The 19,796-nt window shown below is 64.6% G+C and carries 19 protein-coding genes; 10 read left to right on the forward strand and 9 right to left on the reverse strand.

The window, feature by feature from the left end; genetic code table 11:
- Positions 1-112: 112 nt before the first annotated feature.
- Positions 113-382 carry a Rho termination factor N-terminal domain-containing protein gene (locus tag CH296_RS19050; RefSeq protein WP_094685524.1) on the forward strand — a complete coding sequence of 90 codons (270 nt, stop codon included), beginning with the start codon at positions 113-115 and terminating at the stop codon, positions 380-382.
- Position 383: 1 nt separating this feature from the next.
- On the opposite strand, the gene CH296_RS19055 is transcribed toward CH296_RS19050, so the two are convergent.
- From CH296_RS19055 to CH296_RS19070, 4 genes are all read right to left on the reverse strand, one after another.
- Positions 384-872 (reverse strand): SRPBCC domain-containing protein, encoded by a 489-nt coding sequence (locus CH296_RS19055; protein WP_094647472.1) that lies wholly within the window; start codon positions 870-872, stop codon positions 384-386.
- A gap of 7 nt (positions 873-879) precedes the next feature.
- Complete coding sequence (locus CH296_RS19060) at positions 880-1,929, reverse strand: helix-turn-helix domain-containing protein (RefSeq protein ID WP_256980506.1); 1,050 nt, start codon at positions 1,927-1,929, stop codon at positions 880-882.
- Between the two features lie 9 nt (positions 1,930-1,938).
- The gene (locus CH296_RS19065) at positions 1,939-2,910 is read right to left on the reverse strand and encodes an alpha/beta hydrolase (RefSeq protein WP_094685525.1); all 972 of its coding nucleotides are present in this window, start codon (positions 2,908-2,910) and stop codon (positions 1,939-1,941) included.
- Between the two features lie 90 nt (positions 2,911-3,000).
- Positions 3,001-4,689, reverse strand: a complete 1,689-nt coding sequence (locus CH296_RS19070) for a nitroreductase family deazaflavin-dependent oxidoreductase (RefSeq protein ID WP_094685526.1) — start codon at positions 4,687-4,689, stop codon at positions 3,001-3,003.
- Positions 4,690-4,808: 119 nt separating this feature from the next.
- On the opposite strand from CH296_RS19070, the gene CH296_RS19075 reads away from it, so the two are divergent.
- Positions 4,809-5,396: a TetR/AcrR family transcriptional regulator gene (locus CH296_RS19075; RefSeq protein WP_256980507.1), complete on the forward strand. Its 588-nt coding sequence runs from the start codon at positions 4,809-4,811 to the stop codon at positions 5,394-5,396.
- A 97-nt stretch (positions 5,397-5,493) separates the two neighbouring features.
- The gene (locus CH296_RS19080; RefSeq protein ID WP_094685528.1) at positions 5,494-7,113 is read left to right on the forward strand and encodes an MFS transporter; all 1,620 of its coding nucleotides are present in this window, start codon (positions 5,494-5,496) and stop codon (positions 7,111-7,113) included.
- On the opposite strand, the gene CH296_RS19085 is transcribed toward CH296_RS19080, so the two are convergent.
- The 3 genes from CH296_RS19085 to CH296_RS19095 all read right to left on the reverse strand — a co-directional run bounded on the left by CH296_RS19085 (position 7,106) and on the right by CH296_RS19095 (position 9,640).
- On the reverse strand, positions 7,106-8,002 hold the full coding sequence (locus CH296_RS19085) for a glucose 1-dehydrogenase (protein WP_094685529.1): 897 nt from the start codon (positions 8,000-8,002) through the stop codon (positions 7,106-7,108). The genes CH296_RS19080 and CH296_RS19085 overlap by 8 nt on opposite strands.
- Before the next feature lie 152 nt (positions 8,003-8,154).
- A complete protein-coding gene (locus tag CH296_RS19090; protein WP_094631028.1) occupies positions 8,155-8,517 on the reverse strand; it encodes an STAS domain-containing protein in 363 nt (120 codons plus the stop codon).
- 193 nt (positions 8,518-8,710) lie between these two features.
- Positions 8,711-9,640 (reverse strand): aldo/keto reductase family oxidoreductase, encoded by a 930-nt coding sequence (locus tag CH296_RS19095; protein WP_094685530.1) that lies wholly within the window; start codon positions 9,638-9,640, stop codon positions 8,711-8,713.
- A gap of 154 nt (positions 9,641-9,794) precedes the next feature.
- On the opposite strand from CH296_RS19095, the gene CH296_RS19100 reads away from it, so the two are divergent.
- From CH296_RS19100 to CH296_RS19130, 7 genes are read left to right on the forward strand one after another with little or no spacing between them, the layout of a single operon-like run.
- Entirely contained in the window at positions 9,795-10,811 is a 1,017-nt protein-coding gene (locus CH296_RS19100) for a LacI family DNA-binding transcriptional regulator (RefSeq protein ID WP_094657831.1), read from the forward strand.
- Complete coding sequence (locus CH296_RS19105) at positions 10,808-11,815, forward strand: 2-hydroxyacid dehydrogenase (RefSeq protein WP_094631031.1); 1,008 nt, start codon at positions 10,808-10,810, stop codon at positions 11,813-11,815. Before CH296_RS19100 ends, CH296_RS19105 begins: the two co-directional genes overlap by 4 nt.
- Positions 11,812-13,029 (forward strand): D-mannonate dehydratase ManD, encoded by a 1,218-nt coding sequence (gene manD / locus CH296_RS19110; RefSeq protein WP_094685531.1) that lies wholly within the window; start codon positions 11,812-11,814, stop codon positions 13,027-13,029. The genes CH296_RS19105 and manD overlap by 4 nt, the downstream gene beginning before the upstream one ends.
- 4 nt (positions 13,030-13,033) lie before the next feature.
- Positions 13,034-14,551, forward strand: a complete 1,518-nt coding sequence (locus CH296_RS19115) for a mannitol dehydrogenase family protein (RefSeq protein ID WP_094685532.1) — start codon at positions 13,034-13,036, stop codon at positions 14,549-14,551.
- A gap of 54 nt (positions 14,552-14,605) precedes the next feature.
- A complete protein-coding gene (locus CH296_RS19120) occupies positions 14,606-15,970 on the forward strand; it encodes an MFS transporter (RefSeq protein ID WP_032394635.1) in 1,365 nt (454 codons plus the stop codon).
- A gap of 6 nt (positions 15,971-15,976) precedes the next feature.
- On the forward strand, positions 15,977-16,915 hold the full coding sequence (locus tag CH296_RS19125) for a sugar kinase (protein ID WP_094685533.1): 939 nt from the start codon (positions 15,977-15,979) through the stop codon (positions 16,913-16,915).
- Positions 16,916-16,941: 26 nt separating this feature from the next.
- Positions 16,942-17,991, forward strand: coding sequence for an L-idonate 5-dehydrogenase (locus CH296_RS19130; RefSeq protein WP_256980508.1), 1,050 nt, complete (start codon positions 16,942-16,944; stop codon positions 17,989-17,991).
- Positions 17,992-18,006: 15 nt separating this feature from the next.
- Here the strand turns inward: CH296_RS19130 and CH296_RS19135 are convergent, their stop codons facing one another.
- A complete protein-coding gene (locus CH296_RS19135) occupies positions 18,007-18,591 on the reverse strand; it encodes a hypothetical protein (protein ID WP_032394633.1) in 585 nt (194 codons plus the stop codon).
- A gap of 107 nt (positions 18,592-18,698) precedes the next feature.
- Entirely contained in the window at positions 18,699-19,784 is a 1,086-nt protein-coding gene (locus tag CH296_RS19140) for a glycosyltransferase family 4 protein (RefSeq protein WP_094647496.1), read from the reverse strand.
- Positions 19,785-19,796: the final 12 nt, after the last annotated feature.

The following is a 19,796-nucleotide window of genomic DNA, read 5'->3' on the forward strand; positions in this document are numbered from 1 at the left end:
CCGAACGTACCCATTTTCTGTTGTTCTAGCTCACAACGAGGGAAGCGTCCGTGTTTGCCCGGGGGCGAAGCGGGTAGCTGTACGAGCACTATCGACGGAACGGAGGGCCGGTATGCCGACCAACGACGATCAACCACAGCTCAAGGACCAGGATCTCTACGAGAAATTGCGCGAGGACGGAAACTCGAAGGAGAAAGCCGCCCGCATCTCGAATGCCGCAGCGAATAAGGGGCGAGACCAGGTCGGCAAGAAGGGCGGAGAATCCGGATCCTACGAGGACTGGACGGTCGACGAATTGACCGACCGAGCCAGGGAATTGGGTCTCGAGGGCTACTCGAAGCTGAACAAGGAAGAGCTCATCGACGCGCTACGCAGTCACTGATTCACTGCGGGCGAAGCGACGCGTAGTACTCCTGCAGCGACGGGTAGTAGTCGTCGAAACTCGGCAGCGGGGCGTCGTCCCTGGATGCGACGAGCATATCCAGGTAGTACTCCCAGCCGGGACCGATGTCGCCCAGACCGTCCGTGCTCTCGCAACTGTGCACCAGAACGACGACCGTCGAGCCGTCCCTGTCGTCGAGGCGAACCTCGAGCGGCCACTGCATCACGTCGAGCGTTCGCACGGCCAGCCGGCCGGGCGGCTCGCACGCTTCGATCGCCATGTCCGATGCAGGCTCGCCCTCCTCGAACCGCATCGTGACGCGAACGGTGTTCTCCGAGATGCGCTCCCACGGCCCGAACCACCTTGCCGTTCGCGACGATTCGGTGATGCTGGCCCACACGTCCTCGCGCGGAGCGGCGATGGTCCTGGTCAGCTCGAGAGCGAAGCCGGTGTCGGTGCTGCGCAGCGTGCCCGTGGGCGTCGGTTCCATCGACTGATTATGCGACTGCGGTGTCGCTGCCGTCGAGCACCATCATCATTGCGGTCGCGCGGGCACGGTGTTCGATCGAATCGACCGGGTACCCCACTGCTTCGGAGACCTTCGCAAGTCGGTGCGCCACGCTGCTGTGGTGCAGGTGCGTTCGGTCTGCTGTCGCCCGAAGGCTTCCGGATCCCAGGTACGCGCGAAGCGTGCCGAGCAACTCCCGGCCGTGAGGCGTGGCGCGCAGTTCGTTCGCGCGCACGAGGTCGGGAACGTCGCGGAGTGTCAACGAACTTCCCCTGTCCAGCAGGTTCAGTGCACCGAGCCGATCAGCGATCACGACGGGTCGGTACTCACTTGCCTGCGCCAGGGCGAATCGAGCATTCCCGAGGTGTCGATGGAGATCGTCGGCGCGCAGGGCAAGGGAGACACCCAGATGGCAGCAGCCGACCGGCGGTGCGGGCGGTTCGTCCGTCAGGAGGTAGAGGACGTGGTCGTCGACCGTGATCGGCACCGACCGACCGGCCGTCGGCGAGGCAGGTCCCGGCGGTGAGTCCGCGGCTGCCATGGCCACTCTCACTCGGTCGGTCGGTTCGATGTGCAAGGCGGTCAGCGAGCTCAGCAGTGCGATGTCGTCCACAGGGAACAACACCGAACGGGTGTGTTCGGCAGCGGACGGACTGTGCCGTGGTACCAGAATGACGGCTGCGGTCAGGGCCATTCGATCGACGAGCATGTCGTCGAGAGCGAGCGCGGGACCTGCGCGCTCGATCCACACCGAGCCCATCACGACGTCGTCGACGACAACGTCTTTGGCTGCCGACCGCTCGCCCGCGGCCTGAGTCAGCCAGCGGCCCTTCGGATCGCACCGCGCACGCTGGCGGTGTCCGCCGGACGTCCCGACGACGTCGATTCCGACCACGCAATCGGCGAGAGCAGCGCTGGCGCGGAGCATCGCGGTGGTGTCGGCGCCGTGTCTGATCAGTGCGTCGAAATAGTCGATCACGCGCACCAGGCCCGCGGAGTCGGCATCGAGCTCCGCGAGCCGGTACATCAGTCCTTGCATGAAGCGACGCTACGAGGCGGGTACGCGAAGGCGCAAGCCCCTACGCAGGGCGTCCAACGCTTCCGCATGTCCGCGCTTGCTCACCTCTGCTGTCGCCAATAGCGCGGATCCGTGGAAAGTGCCGGGGAAAGAATGCAATTCGACGCTCACGCCTGCCTGCAGCAACCGCACCGCGTAGTCGATGCCCTCGTCACGAAGCGGATCGAGCTCCATGGTCGAGACGTACGTCGGTGGGAGTCCGGCCAGATCGGTGGCACGAGCGGGAGCGGCGTAGATCGAGACGTTCGGGTCGTCCGGTCCGCTGTACGACTCGCCCAGGTAGTACTGCCACGACAGAATCGCGTTGGGCCGGTGCCACATCGGTGTGTCGACGAATTCCGTCATCGACACGGTGTGCAGTCGGTCGTCGAGTTCGGGAATCTCGAGCAATTGGAACGCCACCGGCACCACGCCCTCGTCTCGAGCCCGCAGCACCGTTCCTGCCGCCAGGCCGCCACCGGCGCTCTGACCGCCCACCGCGATTCTGTCCGGGTCCACGCCCAGTTCGTCCGCATGAGAGTGGATGTACGCCACCGCCGCGTAGCAGTCGTCGAGCGGCCCGGGGAACGGCGTCTCGGGGGCGAGCCGGTACTCGACGTTGGCTACTGCGAAACCGAGTTCACGGACGACGTCCACGCAGTAGGGATCGCTGGACGCGGCTGTCCCGATGGCGAATCCGCCGCCGTGGATCCACACCAGCACGGGCAACGGTCCGTCGACGTGCTCCGGTGTGAAGAATCGAACGACAACGTCCGGTGCACCGTCGAGTCCAGGGACGGCGAGCTCGCGCAGGGAAACTCCGTCCATGGACAGGTCGGCGAGCATGGCGTCGACAAGTGCGGTGAAGGTCGATCGTGCTGCGGGAAGGTCGCCGAAATCGACACTCGGGAGCATCGTGACGGCTGCGGCGAGTTCGGGGTCGAGAGTGGGGAAATTGGTCATGAACCCATAGTCGGCACAATTGTGTCCTGTGTCACTTGTCGTATGGAGGAAGTGCAAGCGGTGCCGTCCGACGGGTGTCGGACGACGAACTCAATCGTCGTACTCGACTCGCACCGACACCGGGTCGGTCTGGAGCGCTCGGAAGCCCGCGCCGATGAGGCGTCCGAGCACCGGATTGTTTGAGAAGGATCGCGCTCGGAGCGCGACGTCGTCGTCGGGAACGAACGTTGCTGTGCCGGTACGCCATCGGCTGCCCACACGAATTCTGATTCTGGGTTCGTCGGTGATGTTGGCTCCCCAACCGGATCGGGTTCCGTGCTGGGAGATCAGCCAGGCTCCGGTCTCGTCGAACACTGCCGACACGGGTACCTGCCTGCGCAGGCCGGACTTGCGGCCGACGGTCTCGATATCGGTGACCAGGGAGGTTCGGACGCCGATCGACGTGAGTCCGTTGACGACCGGATTCGCGATGTGCTTGCCGATCCAGCGCTCGCGGCGAAACTTCGTCGCGGCAGCAGATGTCTCGACCCGAGCGGAGCCCCGGCGATTGCGGAACGCGTCCCAGCCGTTGCGCTGCATCATCGTAGCCGCAGTCTTCCATGCCGGACGGCTCGAATTCGGTTGCCGCCCAGCACCGATGAGCTGTAACTGGTCGGTGTGCCACTGCAGATCGAGAGCGCCGTTGATCTGCTTGTACGCACTGGATTTCGACGGGACGCGCAGAGCCACGCGCGGCGATTCGACCCGGTCGAGAGTGCCGTCGACCAGAGAGTTCGCGACGGCAGGGGTGAGGGCGGTCGGACGGCCGAGGCCCACCATGTCGCACTCACCCGATTGCACTGCCGCATTCATCACCGAGCGGGTACGGAAGCCGCCGGTGACCGCCAGTGGCACGCTTGCGGCCGCGTCTCGCACCGTCCGCGCGTACTCCAGGAAGTACGCCTCGCGATCGCGGGTGCTCGCGGTGCCCATCATCGCCGGTGATTCGTAACTGCCACCGCTGATTTCGATGAGATCTATGGATTCCCGAACGAGATGCTCGACGGTGATGCGTGATTCTTCCTCGCTGAACCCGCCGCGTTGGAAGTCCGCCGAATTCAGCTTGATTCCCACTGCGAAACTCGGCGACACCGCCGCTCTGATTGCGCGGACGACTTCGAGCACGAATCGCATCCGTCCGTCGAGGTCGCCGCCCCAGGCGTCGTCGCGTCGATTGGACAGTGGCGACAGGAACTGCGACACCAGGTAGCCGTGCGCCCCGTGGATCTGGACGCCGTCGAAGCCGGCCGTCTCGGCCACAGCCGCCGCGGTGGCGAATCGACCGATGATGTCGTGGATCTCGTTCTCGCTCAACGCCCGAGGTGCCGGAATCCCCGGAATGTTGGGTGCGATGGCAGATGGCGCAACGGGCTTGGTGCGGGTGACGAGCGGATTGGCCTGTCGACCGGGGTGATTGAGCTGCATCCAGATGGGTGCACCGCCGTCGGACGTCGCTTTCGCCCAGCGGGCCAGCGCATCGCGGTCGCGGTCGTCTTCGATGACGACATTGCCCGGTTCGCCGAGATGGGACCGGTCGACCATCACGTTGCCGGTCACCACCAGGCCGTAGCCGCCGGCACCCCACCGGCGGTACAGCGTTTCGAGGCGCGAGTCCGGGCCGTGCTCGGCGGTGGACAGTCCTTCGCTGAGAGCTGCCTTCATCACGCGATTCGGCAGGATCTGCCCGCAGGCGAGGGTGAGCGGGCTGCTCAGGTCGATCACGTCGGTGTCAGGGGACATGGCGTTGCTCCGGTTCCTGGACTGCGGCTCCAGCTATGATGGACAACATAGCTACAGAGGGACTGTAGATGTAACGAGTCGTCACGTCAATCATTGTGGCGTCCTCGGGAGGGGTTGGGATGGCGAATCGAAGCAGTGCTCGGGACGACATGTTGCGCAGCGCCGCACACCTGTTTCGTCGACGCGGTGTGGAGGCGACCTCGCTGGCGGACGTCATCGATCACGCGGGCGCACCGCGCGGCTCGATCTATCACCACTTTCCGGGCGGCAAACCTCAGTTGGTGGAAGAGGCGACCCGTACTGCGGGCGCCGCGATGAGCGCCATGATCTCGGCCGGCCTGGCTTCGGCCGGTCCGTCTGCGACCGCGCGGGCGATTCTGGACGGATTCCGCGGCGAACTGCTGGCCACGGATTTCGTGGCGGGCTGTCCTGTCGCGCCTGCTGCGCTCGAGGGGTTGCATGCGCCGCAGGCGGTGGCCGCGGCAGGTGAGTCCTTCTCGTCCTGGGAGGACGTGATCGCGGCGTCGCTGTGGCAGCGCGGATTGACTCGCGAGCGATCGTACTCGTTGGCGACATTCGCGATCGCCGCCATCGAAGGTGCGCTGATCATGGCCAAGGCGCAGCGCTCCACGGCGGCGTTGGATCGGACCGAGGGGGAGCTGTCGGCCCTGCTGGAGGCGGTACTGGAGGCGTCGGCCGGCCGCTGACGTCGGTCAGGATGGGCGGCCGGTATTGCTATAACTGACAGTTACAGCTAACTTTCCTTCAATAACTATGCCGATCGTCATAGTGGAAGGAAATCAGATGTCGTCTCTTACCACCTCCCGTCATCTGGCGGATGTGCCGCAATTTCGACGGCGATACCTCGCGCTGATCGTCATCTGCGCGGCCGAGCTGCTCGTCGTGCTGGACAACACCGTCGTCAATGTCGCCCTGCCCTCGATGGGGCTGCAGCTGCGTGCCGACATCAGTGGGTTGCAGTGGGTGGTCGACGCCTACACGCTCACGTTCGCGGGATTGCTGCTTGCGTTCGGGCATCTCGGTGATCGCTACGGTCGGAAGAAGATCATGGTGGTCGGGCTGGCCGGTATCGCGGTGATGTCGGTGGGCGGTGCCGTGGCCGCCGATCTCGGGCAGGTGGTCGCGGCCCGAGCAGCTATGGGTGTGTGTGCGGCCGCGGTGTTTCCGGCGACCCTTGCCCTTATCATCAACATCTTCACCGACGCCAAGGAGCGAGCGCTGGCCATCGCGGCCTGGACTGCCATGGCCGGGTTTGCCATCGCCATCGGCCCGACGGCGGGCGGATTCCTGCTAGAGCATTTCTCGTGGCACTCGGTGTTCTGGATCAATGTCCCTGTGGCACTGCTCGTTCTGGTGGCTGCGCTGGCTTGCGTGCCGGAGTCGAAAGCAGAGCACGTCGGTAAGTACGATCCTCTGGGCATCGCGCTGTCGTTGGCGGGCATCACGGTGTTGGTCTGGGCGATCATCGAAGCGCCACACAACGGTTGGTTGTCTGCTACGAGCATCGGAGCCTACCTGGCAGGATCGGCTGCCATCGTCGCATTCGTCTGGTGGGAGCTGCGAACACCGTCTCCGGTGCTGGATCTGAACCTGTTTCGGAACCGGCGATTCTCACTGCCCGCCTTGGCAATTGCCGTGGCGTACTTCAGTATGTTCGGCTTCCTGTTCATGATCACCCAGTATTTCCAGGGTGTGATGGAGTTGACCCCACTGCAGTTCGGTGTCCACTCGCTGCCCTTCGCGATATCCATCGCAATCGGTGCGCCGCTGGCGACGATCATCGCCCAACGCATCGGAACCACGGCCGTGATCGTCTTCGGTTTGGTGGTGATGAGCATCGGCATGTTCATCGCAGGGCAGGTGAAGGTCGAAACGCCCTATCTGGGGCCGGTTCTCGTCTCGATGGTTCTGATGGGCCTCGGCTTGGCGATCGTGCAGGGCCCTGCCACCGAGTCGATCATGTCCTCGGTGACGCTCGACGAGGCAGGTGCAGGATCCGCGGTGAACGACACCACCCGCGAGATCGGCGGAACTCTCGGAGTTGCCGTGCTCGGGTCGATCGTCGCATCGGTCTACACCGCACAGGTGAGTCCGAAGATCGATGCGATTCCCGACGCGATCATGGAGCCGTATCAGAAGGCGTTCGCTCGCGAGACCGTCGTGAGCGTCATCGAGATCGTGAAGGCATCCACGAACCCGATCTTTGCGACGCAGAAGGCCGACCTGATCCACGCGATGAAGGCGGCCTCGTTGGAGGGCTTCCAGCTCGCGTCGTTTGTCACCGTCGCGGCTGCGATGACGTGCGCGATCGCTGTTGCGCTGTTCCTGCCGTGGCGACGCCCCGAGGGGAGCGGTGTGCTTCTGGCGTGGCGTGCATCCAAGGACGCCGACGGGGTCAGTTGAACGGCGTTCCGCCGGTGACGGCGATGGTCTCGCCGGTGATGTAGCTCGACTCGTTCGATGCCAGGAACACATAGGACGGAGCCAACTCCGCGGGCTGGCCCGGGCGTCCGAGCGGTACGGTCTCACCGAACTTCTCGTACTTCTCGGCCGGCATCGTCGCGGGAATGAGCGGCGTCCAGATCGGTCCGGGTGCAACAGCATTGACACGGATGCCACGCTCTGCAAGATCGCCGGCGAGGCCTTTGGTGAAGGCCACGATTCCTGCCTTGGTCGTCGCGTAGTCCAGCAGTTCCGGAGAGGGATTCGATGCCTGAATCGAGGTCGTGTTGATGATCGTCGATCCTGCGTCCATGATTTCGGCAGCGCGTTTGGAGATCCAGAACAAGGCGTACAGGTTGGTCTTGAGTACCCGATCGAACTGCTCGGTGGTGATATCGGCGATGCCGCCCAACTGAGCCATCTGGAAAGCGGCGTTGTTGACGACGATGTCGAGCCCGCCGAGGACCTCGGAGGCGGTGTCGACCAGCTGCACGCACTGGGACTCGTCGGTGAGATCACAGGCGATGGCTCTACCGGCGCGCCCCGCTCCTTCGATGAGGTCGACAGTGGTCTGCGCGTCCGGACCTTCGGATTCGAGGTGTGCGATGACCACGTCGGCACCCTCGCGTGCGAATGCCAGTGCAACAGCACGGCCGATGCCCGAGTCGCCGCCGGTGATCAGTGCTTTGCGGCCGTGCAGTCGATCCGATCCACGGTAGGAGTTCTCGCCGTGATCGGGAGTGGAGACCATGTCGCGGGTCAGTCCCGGGTGCTCGAGGCGAGCTTGCTCGGCCCGGTCGGGCATCGAAAATGCGGTGGTCGGGTCGGACTTGCTGAACTGGTCGGACATTGTCGATCCTTGCCTCGGTGTGCGTGAAATGCTCCACGCGGCAAGTCGAACGAGCCGCTTCGGTTCAGTGGAGACGACTCACGGCCGCAGCCGTTTGTGAGTCCATGTCAGCCCAGGGTCACCGAAACGACGAACTGGTAAACCTCGACAGGTCAGGCTGCGCGAGGATCGTCGACGATCGTCGCCAAACCCAGCGCGTCGAGGACCATGCGTGCGGGCCGCGTCGGAGCGAAGATCTCGAGGCGGTCTGCCGCGCGAGCGGCAGCGTCGATGATCACGCTCGCTGCGCCCGAGTACATGAACGACACCGCCGACAAGTCCAGCAGCACAACCGATTCGCCGCGCAGCGCCTCGTCGAGTTCCCCAGCCAAGCTGGAGCGCGATGTCAAATCGAGTTCGCCGCCGGCACGAACCACCGTCAGGCGAGGCGAGTAGGACTCGATACCGATCGAGAAGCGAGCATCGGCGGTCTCGGCGGTTGCGAAGCGGGAATCGAAGTGGTCGGTGACAGTCACGGTGCGAACCTCTCAGTTCGGATGGCCTAACGACCGACATGCGCTGGGTGGAACCCGAGGGCTACAGGTTCCGTTGCATGCCGTGCAGTAATCCTGACAGCGCAACGTCACCGAATCGAAGACTGATCATCACGGATCGATAGCTAGTCGGTAACGAAGAGGTAACGGCAGATGTGACGGCGCTGAGCATCGTTCAGGGCAGTGTGTGGCCTGCCGTCCGGAACAGGCGGTACCACTCCTGCCTGGTCAGGCGTAGATCGGAACCTCCGGCGGCCTCGACGACTCGATCGGGGTTCGTGGTGCCGAGCACGACCTGGATGTCGGCCGGGTGCCGGGTGATCCAGGCCGTTGCCACTGCCGACGGGGTGGAGCCGTGTACGTCGGCGATCTCGTCGAGCGCCACGTTGAGTTCGGGGTAGTTCTCGCGGTCACCCACGAACACACCGGAGGACGTCCCGCTCTGGAACGGTGACCATGCCTGCAGGGTGATGCCGCGCGTTCTCGCGTAGTCCAGCAGACCGTTGTCGCGGTCGATCGACTGATCCTCGGTGCCCATGTTGGCGGTCAGCCCCGACGCGATCAACGGCGAGTGCACGATGCTCAGCTGTACTTGATCGAAGAGAATCGGTTGTTTCACAGCGGTTTTCAGCAACTCGATCTGGCCGGGTGTGTGATTGGAGACGCCGAAGCCCAGGACCTTGCCCGACTCGTGCAGGTGATCGAACGCTGCTGCGACCTCCTCCGGCTCGACGAGGGCGTCCGGTCGGTGCAGCAGAAGTGTGTCCAGGTGATCGACACCGAGGGCCGCGAGTGACGCCTCGACCGTGGTGACGATGTGTTCTTCGGAGAAGTCGAACCAGCCGTCGCGGATACCGACCTTGCTCTGAATGCTGATGGCCTCACGCTGCGACGGGGTCAGTGTCACCGCGTCGCCGAATCGCTTCTCGCATGTGTGCGGGGCACCGCCGTAGATATCCGCGTGATCGAACACCGTCACGCCCACATCGAGGGCAGTGTCCACCAACCTCCTGATCCGGTCGTCGTCCACGTCGGTGATGCGCATGAACCCCAGCACGATGCTCGAGACTTCTGTTCCGGTGTGGGGGAGGGGGAATGTACGCACCGTGAAATCTCCTGCTCGTCGACGAAGCGGTCCATGGAGTCTGTCAAAGTCCGCCGCGCGGTCGACACGGAAGGGCTTGTGCAAGGTATTGACAAGTTTGTGCAACATCTGCAATCGTTGTGCTCAGCATCACAACGAACCCCCGAGGTGAACCATGGCACCAACGCTCACGCAGGTGGCACAGCAAGCAGGCGTATCCCTGTCGACGGCATCGCGCGCGTTCAGCAATCCCGACCGTATCGGTGCCGACACACTCGCCCGGATCATCGCGGTCGCCGACGACATCGGCTACGTCGCCGCCTCGGGTCGATCGTCGGACACTCGCATTGCGGCGACCACCGTCGCGGTCGTGGTACCCGACATCGGCCACACCGTCTTCGCAAGCTTCGTCAAGTCTGCCCAGGCCCAGGGCTGGCATCGCAGGCAGACCATCGTCCTGACCGACACCGACGGAAGCGCCGACCGTGAGCGTGAGGTGATCGGGGAGTTGCAGGGGCGAGTCGACGCATTGATCGTCTGTGCGCCGCGCCTGCCCGCAGAGGACATCGTTCAGTTGGCGGGCGACACCCCGCTCGTGCTCGTCAACCGGTCCTCGGACGAATGTGATTGCGTCGTCGCCGATTCGGAGGACGGAATTCGGCAAGCCGTGGACTACCTGGCAGCTCTGGGGCACTCGCACCTCGCGTACGTCCAGGGATCGCCACAATCCTGGTCCAACGCGCGACGTGTCGACGCCGTCGAACAGTTCTGTGCCGCACGAGGAATCGTGCTGGACGTGCTGGGCTGGCAGCAGGAAACCCTTGCGGGTGGTCACGCCGCCGCCGCCAGCGTCGTCGCGACGGGGGCCACCGCGGTCATGACCCACAACGATCCCATGGCCATCGGAGTCATGAACGGAGTCCGGTCGATGGGCCTGGCGGTTCCCGAGGATCTCAGCGTCGTCGGCATCGACGACTCACCTCTTGCCGAACTGGCGCATCCTGCTCTGACGAGCATCAGCGTGCCGATGGGTCGCGCCGGTCTCGTCAGCTCCGACCTGGTCTTCCAACGCGCAGCCGAGCCCGATTCGCCCGCGCGCACCATCCATCTCCCCACCCAACTCGTGGTCCGTGCCTCGTCCGGCCCCGTCCACACACGCACTCTCGTTCCGGGAAAGGACGAATCGAAGTGAAGGTCGTCATCGCAGATTCGAACCTGCTGCCCCATCGCGCCCGATTCGAGGATCGGATTTCCTCCGACGTCGCCCTGTCGTGGCACGAGAACTTCGACGTCGATGCGATTGCCGCCGACGTCGCCGACGCGACCGTGTACGTCGGCGGAAAGTTCCCGGCCGCGCTGGCCGAAGCATCGCCCAAGCTGCGGTTGGTGCACGTCGCCGGAGCCGGCACCGACGGCGTGGCCTTCGATGCTCTGAGCCCGCAGACACTGGTGGCCAACACCTTTCACCACGAGCGGTCGATCGCGGAGTACGTTGCCGCCACCGCGGTTGTGCTACGCCGCCGATTCCTCGAACAGGACCGGCAACTGCGGGAAGACCGATGGGCGTCGCCGGTCTACGACCGGACGCTTCGGCAGTCCAGCTCACTGGGTTCGGCGACCGTCGGATTCGTGGGCTTCGGCCACATCGGCGCGCAGTCCTGGGCACTGCTGCGCGCATTCGGCTGCACCGGTATCGCGGTCACGGGCAGCGGTTCGGTCGACGCCGCTGAGAACGGATTGACCTGGGCTGCCTCGACGGACCGCCTCTCCGACCTGATGACCGAGGCCGACGTCGTGGTGGTATCCGCACCACTGAACGAGCGCACCACCGGAATGATCGGCTCCACGGAACTTGCGGCCCTGGGAGCCGAGGGGGTCCTGATCAACGTCGGACGCGGACCACTCGTCCAACAGGATGCGCTGTTCGAGGCGTTGTCGACCGGTTCGCTCGGGGGAGCCGCCATCGACGTCTGGTACGACTACCCGTCGGCGGACGGTGTCGGTGCACCATCGCCGCATCCGTTCCACACGTTGCCGAACATCCTGATGACACCCCACTCGTCCGGCATCACCGGCGAAACCTTCGAAGGCCGAGTCGACGACATCACCGCCAACATCGGTCGACTCGCAGCGCACGAACCACTGATCAATATCGTTGCCGGCAAGAACTTCATGGCAGAGGCAGTGATCTCGTGACCGACAGGATCATCGCTGCCGACGTGATCGTCTGCAGCCCCACCCGCAACTTCGTCACCCTCAAGGTGACCACCGCGGACGGCGTCGTGGGCTACGGCGACGCAACGTTGAACGGCCGGGAACTCGCGGTGGCGTCGTACCTACGCGATCACGTCGCGCCTTTGCTGATCGGCCGAGATCCGGCGCGCATCGAGGATACCTGGCAGTACCTCTACCGCGGTGTCTACTGGCGACGCGGACCGGTGACGATGGCCGCGATCGGGGCAGTCGACCTCGCACTGTGGGACATCAAGGGAAAATCGCTGGGGCAGCCGGTCTTCCAACTTCTGGGCGGAGCCGTCCGGGATCGCATCCTCTCGTACACCCATGCCACCGGATGGGACACCGCGGAACTGATCGACTCGGTCGACCGGCGTCGGGCACAGGGCTTTCGCGCCGTGCGTGCCCAGTCGGGAGTTCCCGGTCTCGACTCGGTGTACGGCGTGCACCGAGGGGCGCAGGGATACGAACCTGCTGGGCGCGGTGCATTTCCGGTCGAGGAAGTGTGGGATACCGACGCCTACCTCAATCATGTCCCCGGCGTACTGGCAGCGGTACGTGAACACGTCGGATCCGAACTGAAACTGTTGCACGACGCGCACCATCGATTGACTCCGCAACAGGCTGCGCGACTGGGCAAGTCGCTCGAGGACGTCGATCTGTTCTGGCTCGAGGACGTCACCACCGCCGAGGACCAGAGCGCCCTGCGGCTGGTGCGCCAACACACCACGACTCCGCTCGCCATCGGTGAAGTGTTCAATACCATCTGGGACTGCCAGCAGCTGATCTCCGAGAAGCTGATCGACTTCATTCGCGTCGCCATCGCGCATGCCGGCGGCATCAGTCATGTGCGCAAGATCTTCTCGCTCGCCGAGGTGCACCAGGTTCGCTGCGGGCCGCACGGACCGTCCGATGTCTCGCCGATCACCCTCGCCGCGAGTGTGCACCTGGGCATGGCGACGCCCAACTTCGGAATTCAGGAATTCATGGGCTACGACCCGCTGGTCGACGAAGTGTTTCCACACGCATGGTCGTTCGCAGATGGCTATCTCACCCCGGGTGATGCGCCTGGCCTCGGCGTGGACATGGACGAATCGTTGGCGGCGAGCTATCCGTACGAACCCGCGTATCTACCGGTTGCGCGTCGCCTCGACGGTTCCATGACGGATTGGTGACGAGATGAGTGAAGCGAGACTGTCCCGTTCCGCACTCGCCGGCTCGGGGCTCGCCCCCACGCGGCCGGACGGAACCGGAATCGTGCACCTGGGACTGGGGAACTTCCACCGCGCACACCAGGCCGTGTACACCGCGGCCGCGCTGGCGCAGGACGGCGGACGCTGGGGAATTCTGGGTGTGGCCAACAGATCTCGGGCGATCACGGATGCCATGCTCGCGCAGGACCTGCTCTACGGGGTCGTAGAGATCTCTCCGTCCGGCTCGCGCGTGAGTGTGCCGGGAGCGCATACCGGAGTCATGGTTGCCGCGCACGACCCCGCGGCCGTCGTCCGAGCCATTGCCGACCCGGACGTCAGGATCGTCACGATCACCGTCACCGAGCTCGGCTACACGTTCTCGCCCCTGACCGGTGAACTGGATCTCGAATCGACTGCAGTGCAGCAGGATCTGGCCCGGCCGGACACGCCGACGACGACCGTGGGACAGCTCGCGCGAGCGTTGTCGGTGCGGGCTCGAAGTCACGGAACTCCGATCACGGTGGCCAGCTGCGACAACCTGCTGGGTAACGGGGACCGCACGGCGGCTCTCGTGCGCCAGTTCCTCACCCGCTGCGGTGCCGACGACGTGATCGATTGGTTGGCGACGTCGGTGACGTTCCCCAACTCCATGGTCGATCGCATCGTCCCGTCCAGCAGCGAGTCGTACGACGCAGAGTCCAGTGCCCGATTGGGTGCAGTGGACACCATCGCCGTCCCGGCCGAGCCGTTCACGATGTGGGTGATGGAGGACAACTTCGTCGCAGGTCGTCCGCGGTGGGAGGCCGGCGGTGCCGTATTCGCTCGGCACGTCGAACCCTACGAGCTGATGAAGGTGCGGCTGCTCAACGGAACGCACTCTCTCATTGCTTATCTCGGCGCTCTGGACGGTCGCGCGACCATCCCGGATTCGATCGGACGGCCGTTCGTCGAGGCCGCGGCGCGAGCGGTACTCGTCGACGAATACCTCCCCACCGTGCCCGTTCCGGACGACGTGGACATCGAGGACTACATCGCTCAGCTGTTCGTACGGTGGTCCAATTCCGCTCTGGGCCATCGAACGGCACAGGTCGGTTCCGACGGCTCGGCGAAGCTGGCGCAGAGAATCCCGACCCCCGTGCTGTATCACCTGCGCAACGGCGTTGTACCGCAACATCTCTCGTTGACCCTGGCCGCGTATCTCTGCTGCGTATGCCCTCCCGAAGGTTTCGATCCCGGCCCGCACGCACGTGCGATGGCCGACCCAGCACGTGCGCGATTGGCAGGACTTGCCGCCTCGGCAGCGTCCAGTGAAGATGTCGTTCGATCGGTTCTCGAACGTGGCGACATCCTCCCCGTCGAACTGGCCGAATATCCCGAATTCATCACACGCACAGCGGATTTGATGAATACTGTTGTCCGTCATGGTCCGATGGCAGCAGCCGTCGAAGCGGGGAGTTCTTCGCCCCGCCCTGTCGTCACAGCATCCCGGACCACACTCGACTGACTCCTTCCTTCTTCCTTCGTTCGGCTCAGGCCGTAACTTCACCCGAGGACAACCATGGACACGACCACAGAACCGTCGGATTCTCCGAGAATCGCTCCGGCCAAGCATGATCCGACCGCGGTACGACGCGCGGCGTGGGCCGGCCTCATCGGCACCACGCTCGAACAGTACGATTTCGTCATCTACGGCACGGCATCTGCGCTGATCTTCAACAAACTGTTCTTTCCCAACATCTCTCCGGCCGCGGGCATCATCGCCAGTTTCAGCGCGTACGCCGTCGGGTTCCTTGCTCGTCCGCTGGGCGGGCTGTTCTTCTCTCGCTACGGTGACCGGCTCGGTCGCAAATGGGTGCTCGTGGCGACCCTGATGTTGATGGGAGGAGCGACGATGGCCATCGGGCTGCTGCCGACATTCGAACAGGTTGGCCTACTTGCCCCGGTCTTGCTGGTACTGTGTCGGTTCTTCCAAGGCTTCGGAGCGGGAGCCGAACAGTCCGGTGGCGCAACACTTCTCACCGAGACTGCGGAAATCGGCAAACGTGGCCGATTGGCTGCCCTCGTCATGACCGGAGCAGCACTCGGCACCGCGCTCGGAGCCATCGCCTGGATTCTGGCCCAGTTGCTCCCCGATGACCAACTGATGTCCTGGGGCTGGCGAATGGTGTTTCTCAGCAGCATTCTGGTCACCGTTGCCGCGTTCATCATCAGGCGCAAGCTCAACGAGTCTCCGGTCTTCCAGGAGCTCAAAGCGGCCCAGGAGCGCCCGAAGGCACCGGTGAAGGAAGTGTTCGCCAACGGAAAGCGGCCGCTGTTCATCGTCATGTTCATGACCGTCGGCATCAGTGCACAGTCCTACACGTACCAGGTGTTCATGGCCTCGTACATGAAGAACGACGTCGGCGTGGACCCCACGTTCATCCCGAAGGTGTTGCTGATCGGAGCTATCTGTGGCGGCATCGCGGCCTGGGGCTTCGGATGGCTCTCGGACAAGGTGGGTCGCAAGCCGGTGTACATCGGCATCGTCAGCCTGCTCGTCGTTCTGCCGGTCCCGACCTTCATGGCGCTCAACACGGGCTCGCACACGTTGATCACCCTGGTGATGATCATCGGATTCATCCTGGCATGCCAGGGAGCAGTCGGCGTCACGATGAGCTACTTCCCGGAGATGTTCGGTGCCCGATACCGTTACGCCGGGGTGACATTGGGTCGCGAGTTCGCCTCGGTGTTCGGCGGCGGCATCGCTCCGCTGCTGTGCGCGGCTCTGATCACCGCGTTCTCCGGCTCCTGGGTTCCCGTCGCCGTGTACATGATGATCATGGCGATCTCGGTACTCGTGGCCGCGTCGTTCGCTCCGGAAACCCGCGACAGAGACCTGACCGATCCGGCCAACGCCACCGATCCTGTACTCGTCAAGGCTTGATCTGCAGTGTCGGTACTGACCTTCGGCGAAACCATGGCTTTGACCACCGCCCAGGACCCCGGTCCACTCGCACACGTCTCGACGATGCGGCTGGGTATCGGAGGAGCCGAGACGAATTTCGCAATAGCACTGCGGCGGTTGGGAGTTCCGGTCACCTGGGTGGGCCGAGTGGGTTCGGACAGCCTGGGTGACCGGGTGGCCAGGGAACTGCACGCCGAACGACTCGACGCACACGTCGTTCGAGACCCCGATGCACCCACCGGCCTGATGGTGAAGGAACGCCGTACTTCCACTTCGACTCGGGTCTGGTATTACCGAGTGGGGAGTGCAGGCTCACGCTTCCGTATCGGTGACATCCCGGAGACACTCTGGGACGGAGTCAGGGCGCTGCACGTCACGGGAATCACCCCGGCGTTGTCGGATACGGCGTGCAAAGCGACGCTGTTCTACGTCGAGCGAGCCCGCGAGCGCGGCATCGCGGTGTCTTTCGACCTGAACTATCGCCGGGCACTGTGGACGAGAACCGAAGCGGCACCGGTGTATCGGCAGATCATCGAGCGGGCCGACATCGTGTTCGCCGGTACCGAGGAGGCAGCCATCGCCGTCGGTGACGGCACTGCCTCCGAGTTGGCGGAACGTTTGTGCGAGCTCGGCACGGACGAGGCCGTCATCAAGCTCGGCGATCGCGGTGCACTGGTACGGGCCCGAGGCACCGAATACGTCTGCGCTGCAGTGCCGGTGGACGTGGTCGACTCGGTCGGCGCAGGGGACGGTTTCGTGGCCGGCTATCTGTCCGAACGGCTCGTCGATGCACCGATCGACCAGCGGCTGCGAACGGCGACGACCGTGGGTGCCTTCGCGTGCACGGTCCCCGGCGACTGGGAGGGTATGCCGCGCCGAGACGAGCTCGACCTGCTCACCTCGGAGGAGGCTGTCACCCGATGAACGAGAACGGACGGACGAGTACCACCATGACCGAAGTACCGCGCATTCCCGAGAAGACCGTCGCCCTGGTCGCCCATGCCGCCGACGATCTGCGTCTCGACACCGTCGCTGTGACACCCGCGGCACCGGACGAAGCAATCATCGCCATCGCCTACGGCGGGATCTGCGGATCGGATCTGCACTACTGGCAGCACGGTGCTGCGGGTCAGTCGGTGTTGAAAGCGCCGATGCGGTTGGGCCACGAGGCGTCGGGAACGGTGGTTCGTCGTGCCGAGGACGGCAGCGGTCCCGCCGAAGGCACCCCGGTGACCGTTCATCCGGCCACGCCCGGCGGAACGGGCGCGAAATACCCGGCCGATCGCCCCAACCTGTCGCCCGGCTGTCGGTACATGGGCAGCGCGGCACAGGTACCGCACAACGACGGGCTGTTCATCGGACACGTCGCCGTCCCGACGCGAATGCTCCGAGCCCTGCCGGCAGGACTCGATCTGAGAATCGCGGCGCTGGCCGAGCCCGCGAGCGTGGCCTGGCACGCTGTCGAACGCGCCGGAACCGTTCGGGGCGCAACTGTCCTCGTCGTCGGTACCGGTCCGATCGGTGCCCTCATCGTGGCGGTGGCCGCGCGGGCGGGTGCGGCGAACATCGTCGCGGTCGACCTGCAGGATTACTCGCTCGAAGTGGCACGTGCACTCGGTGCGCACCGGACGATCGATGCTCGCGACGGCGTGGCGATCGCCTCCGTCGAGGCAGACGTCACGTTCGAGTGCTCAGGTAATCACCGCGGTCTGGCGTCGGCGATCAACGGCACCATGCGCGGCGGCCGCGTCGTGATGGTGGGGCTACCCCCGGCCGGTGATCAGCCGGTCCCGGTGTCGTTGGCGATCACGCGTGAGATCGACCTCGTCGGTTCCTTCCGTTTCAACGACGAGATGGACGACGTCATCGAGGCATTGGCCGACGGTTCCCTCGACGTCGGAGCGGTCGTCACGGCCGAATATCCCGTCACCGAGGCGCTCGACGCATTCGCGCTGGCGGCGGATGCATCGCGTTCGAGCAAGGTCGTACTGACGTTCTGATCGAACAGAGCTCGACTACTCGAACTCGAGTCGCATGGATTGACTCGTCATCTGCAAGATGAGCACGAAGCCGGTGAGAGTCACCACGATCGGTGCCCACAGGACGACGGCGACGAACGTGTCGACACCTCTGTCCACCACGATGTACACCGCGACGATGGAGGTAGCCAGCACACACAGCGCTATGTGTGCAGCCAGCCTCCATTTGTCGAAGAGGAAACCGGCCAGCATGCCGAGGGGTATGAGAAACGTGCACTTTCCGAGTGTCACCTCGGGCTCGAAGTCCGCGGTGATGGTGGCCCCGAAAATCGCTATATCGGCGATGACGACGAACGCGAAGGCCTGCCGGAGCGTCGGCCATGGACCGAACCACCAGAATGCGCCCATGATGTACGCGGCGATCATGCACGTCCACTGCACTATCGACGGGATCGGGGTGGTGGCACCGTAACCGAATGCCATCTCGAGGGTCACCACGACGGCCATGGCCAGACTCGCAGCCGAGACGACCCGTTTGACCCCCGTGGTCAGCGCGAGGGAGGCCATTACTCCGACACCCCAGTGATAGTGCTCGTTCGGCCGGTACGAAGCGCGTGTCACGTGTGTCCCCTTCCGTCGACCGCTTCAGGATTCAATCACACGCGACCGTGACGAGGATCATGTTTCTGCACTTCACCAGCTGATGCGTCCGGCGATCGAAGCGGCGTTCAGCCGATCAGCCGGTGTAACAGTTCGGGAAGCGTTTCGCCGATGTCGTGGCGACTGGCCACGCGGTAGCGAGCGCTGTCACCGAGTCGGCGCCGTCGATCCGCGTCACCGATGACGGTCGAGATCGCCTCGGCCAGAGCCGCGGAGTCACCGGGTTCGACCAGTACCCCCGCGCCGTCGGAGAGAAATTCGTGGGTACCGCCGTGATCCGTTCCGATCACCGGCAGCCCGTGCGACATTGCCTCGAGTACCGACAACGGTCCGGCCTCCGGGGACGTACTGGCCGAAATCACGACATCCCACCTGCGGAGTGCGGACTCTGCATCGGTGTGCCCGAGAAACTCCACCCTGCCGGCGAGGTCCGATTCGGCGGCACGTTCGTGGAGCTCCGATACGTAGTCGCGATCGCCGGGAAAGCTTCCGCCGGCCAACTCGACTCGGATGTCGGGGAGTGTGGCGACGGCATCGAGGAGAACTCGGTGCCCCTTCCAGGGTGTCAGCAACGCCAACATGCCGACCACCGGTGGGGTGTGAAGTTCGCCGCCGAAACGGGTCACCGGCCACGGCACTCCGTTGTGTGCCACCACCACCGGAAGGCCTGCCGCGCGGAGCGGAACGGCCGTTGCTTCCGAGACCGACACCGCGACCCGAATTGCCGGGCGGGAGAATCGAACCACCACGCGCTGCTTGAGAGAGTTCATGGTGTCGTGAACGAGCCAGGACGCACCGCGAGTCGGCCGGCACAATCGTGCGACCGGGAGCGCGAACAGGGAATTGACGACAGTTGTCGTGTCGGGCGCGCGCACGACGGAGCGCACTGCGCGTGCGGCACCGATCCACCTTCCGAGCAGGCGCAGCGCGGCGATACCGCGTGCGGCACCGTGCTCACCCCCGAGACCGAGTTCGTCGATCCGAATGTGCCGGGTTCCGCTCGGCAGGCGACGCGCCAATGGTCCCGCGGGGCAGGCGATCACAGTTCTGTGGCCGCGGCGCTCGGCCTCGTCGATCAAATTGAGCAGCACCTTCTCCGCACCGGAAACCTGTCCGGTGTGGGCCAGAAAGAGCACGGTCGACTCGTCGGTCATGTGTTGGCCTGT

Source organism: Rhodococcus sp. 14-2496-1d (assembly GCF_002259365.1).
In the GTDB taxonomy this organism is placed as follows: Bacteria; Actinomycetota; Actinomycetes; order Mycobacteriales; family Mycobacteriaceae; genus Rhodococcoides.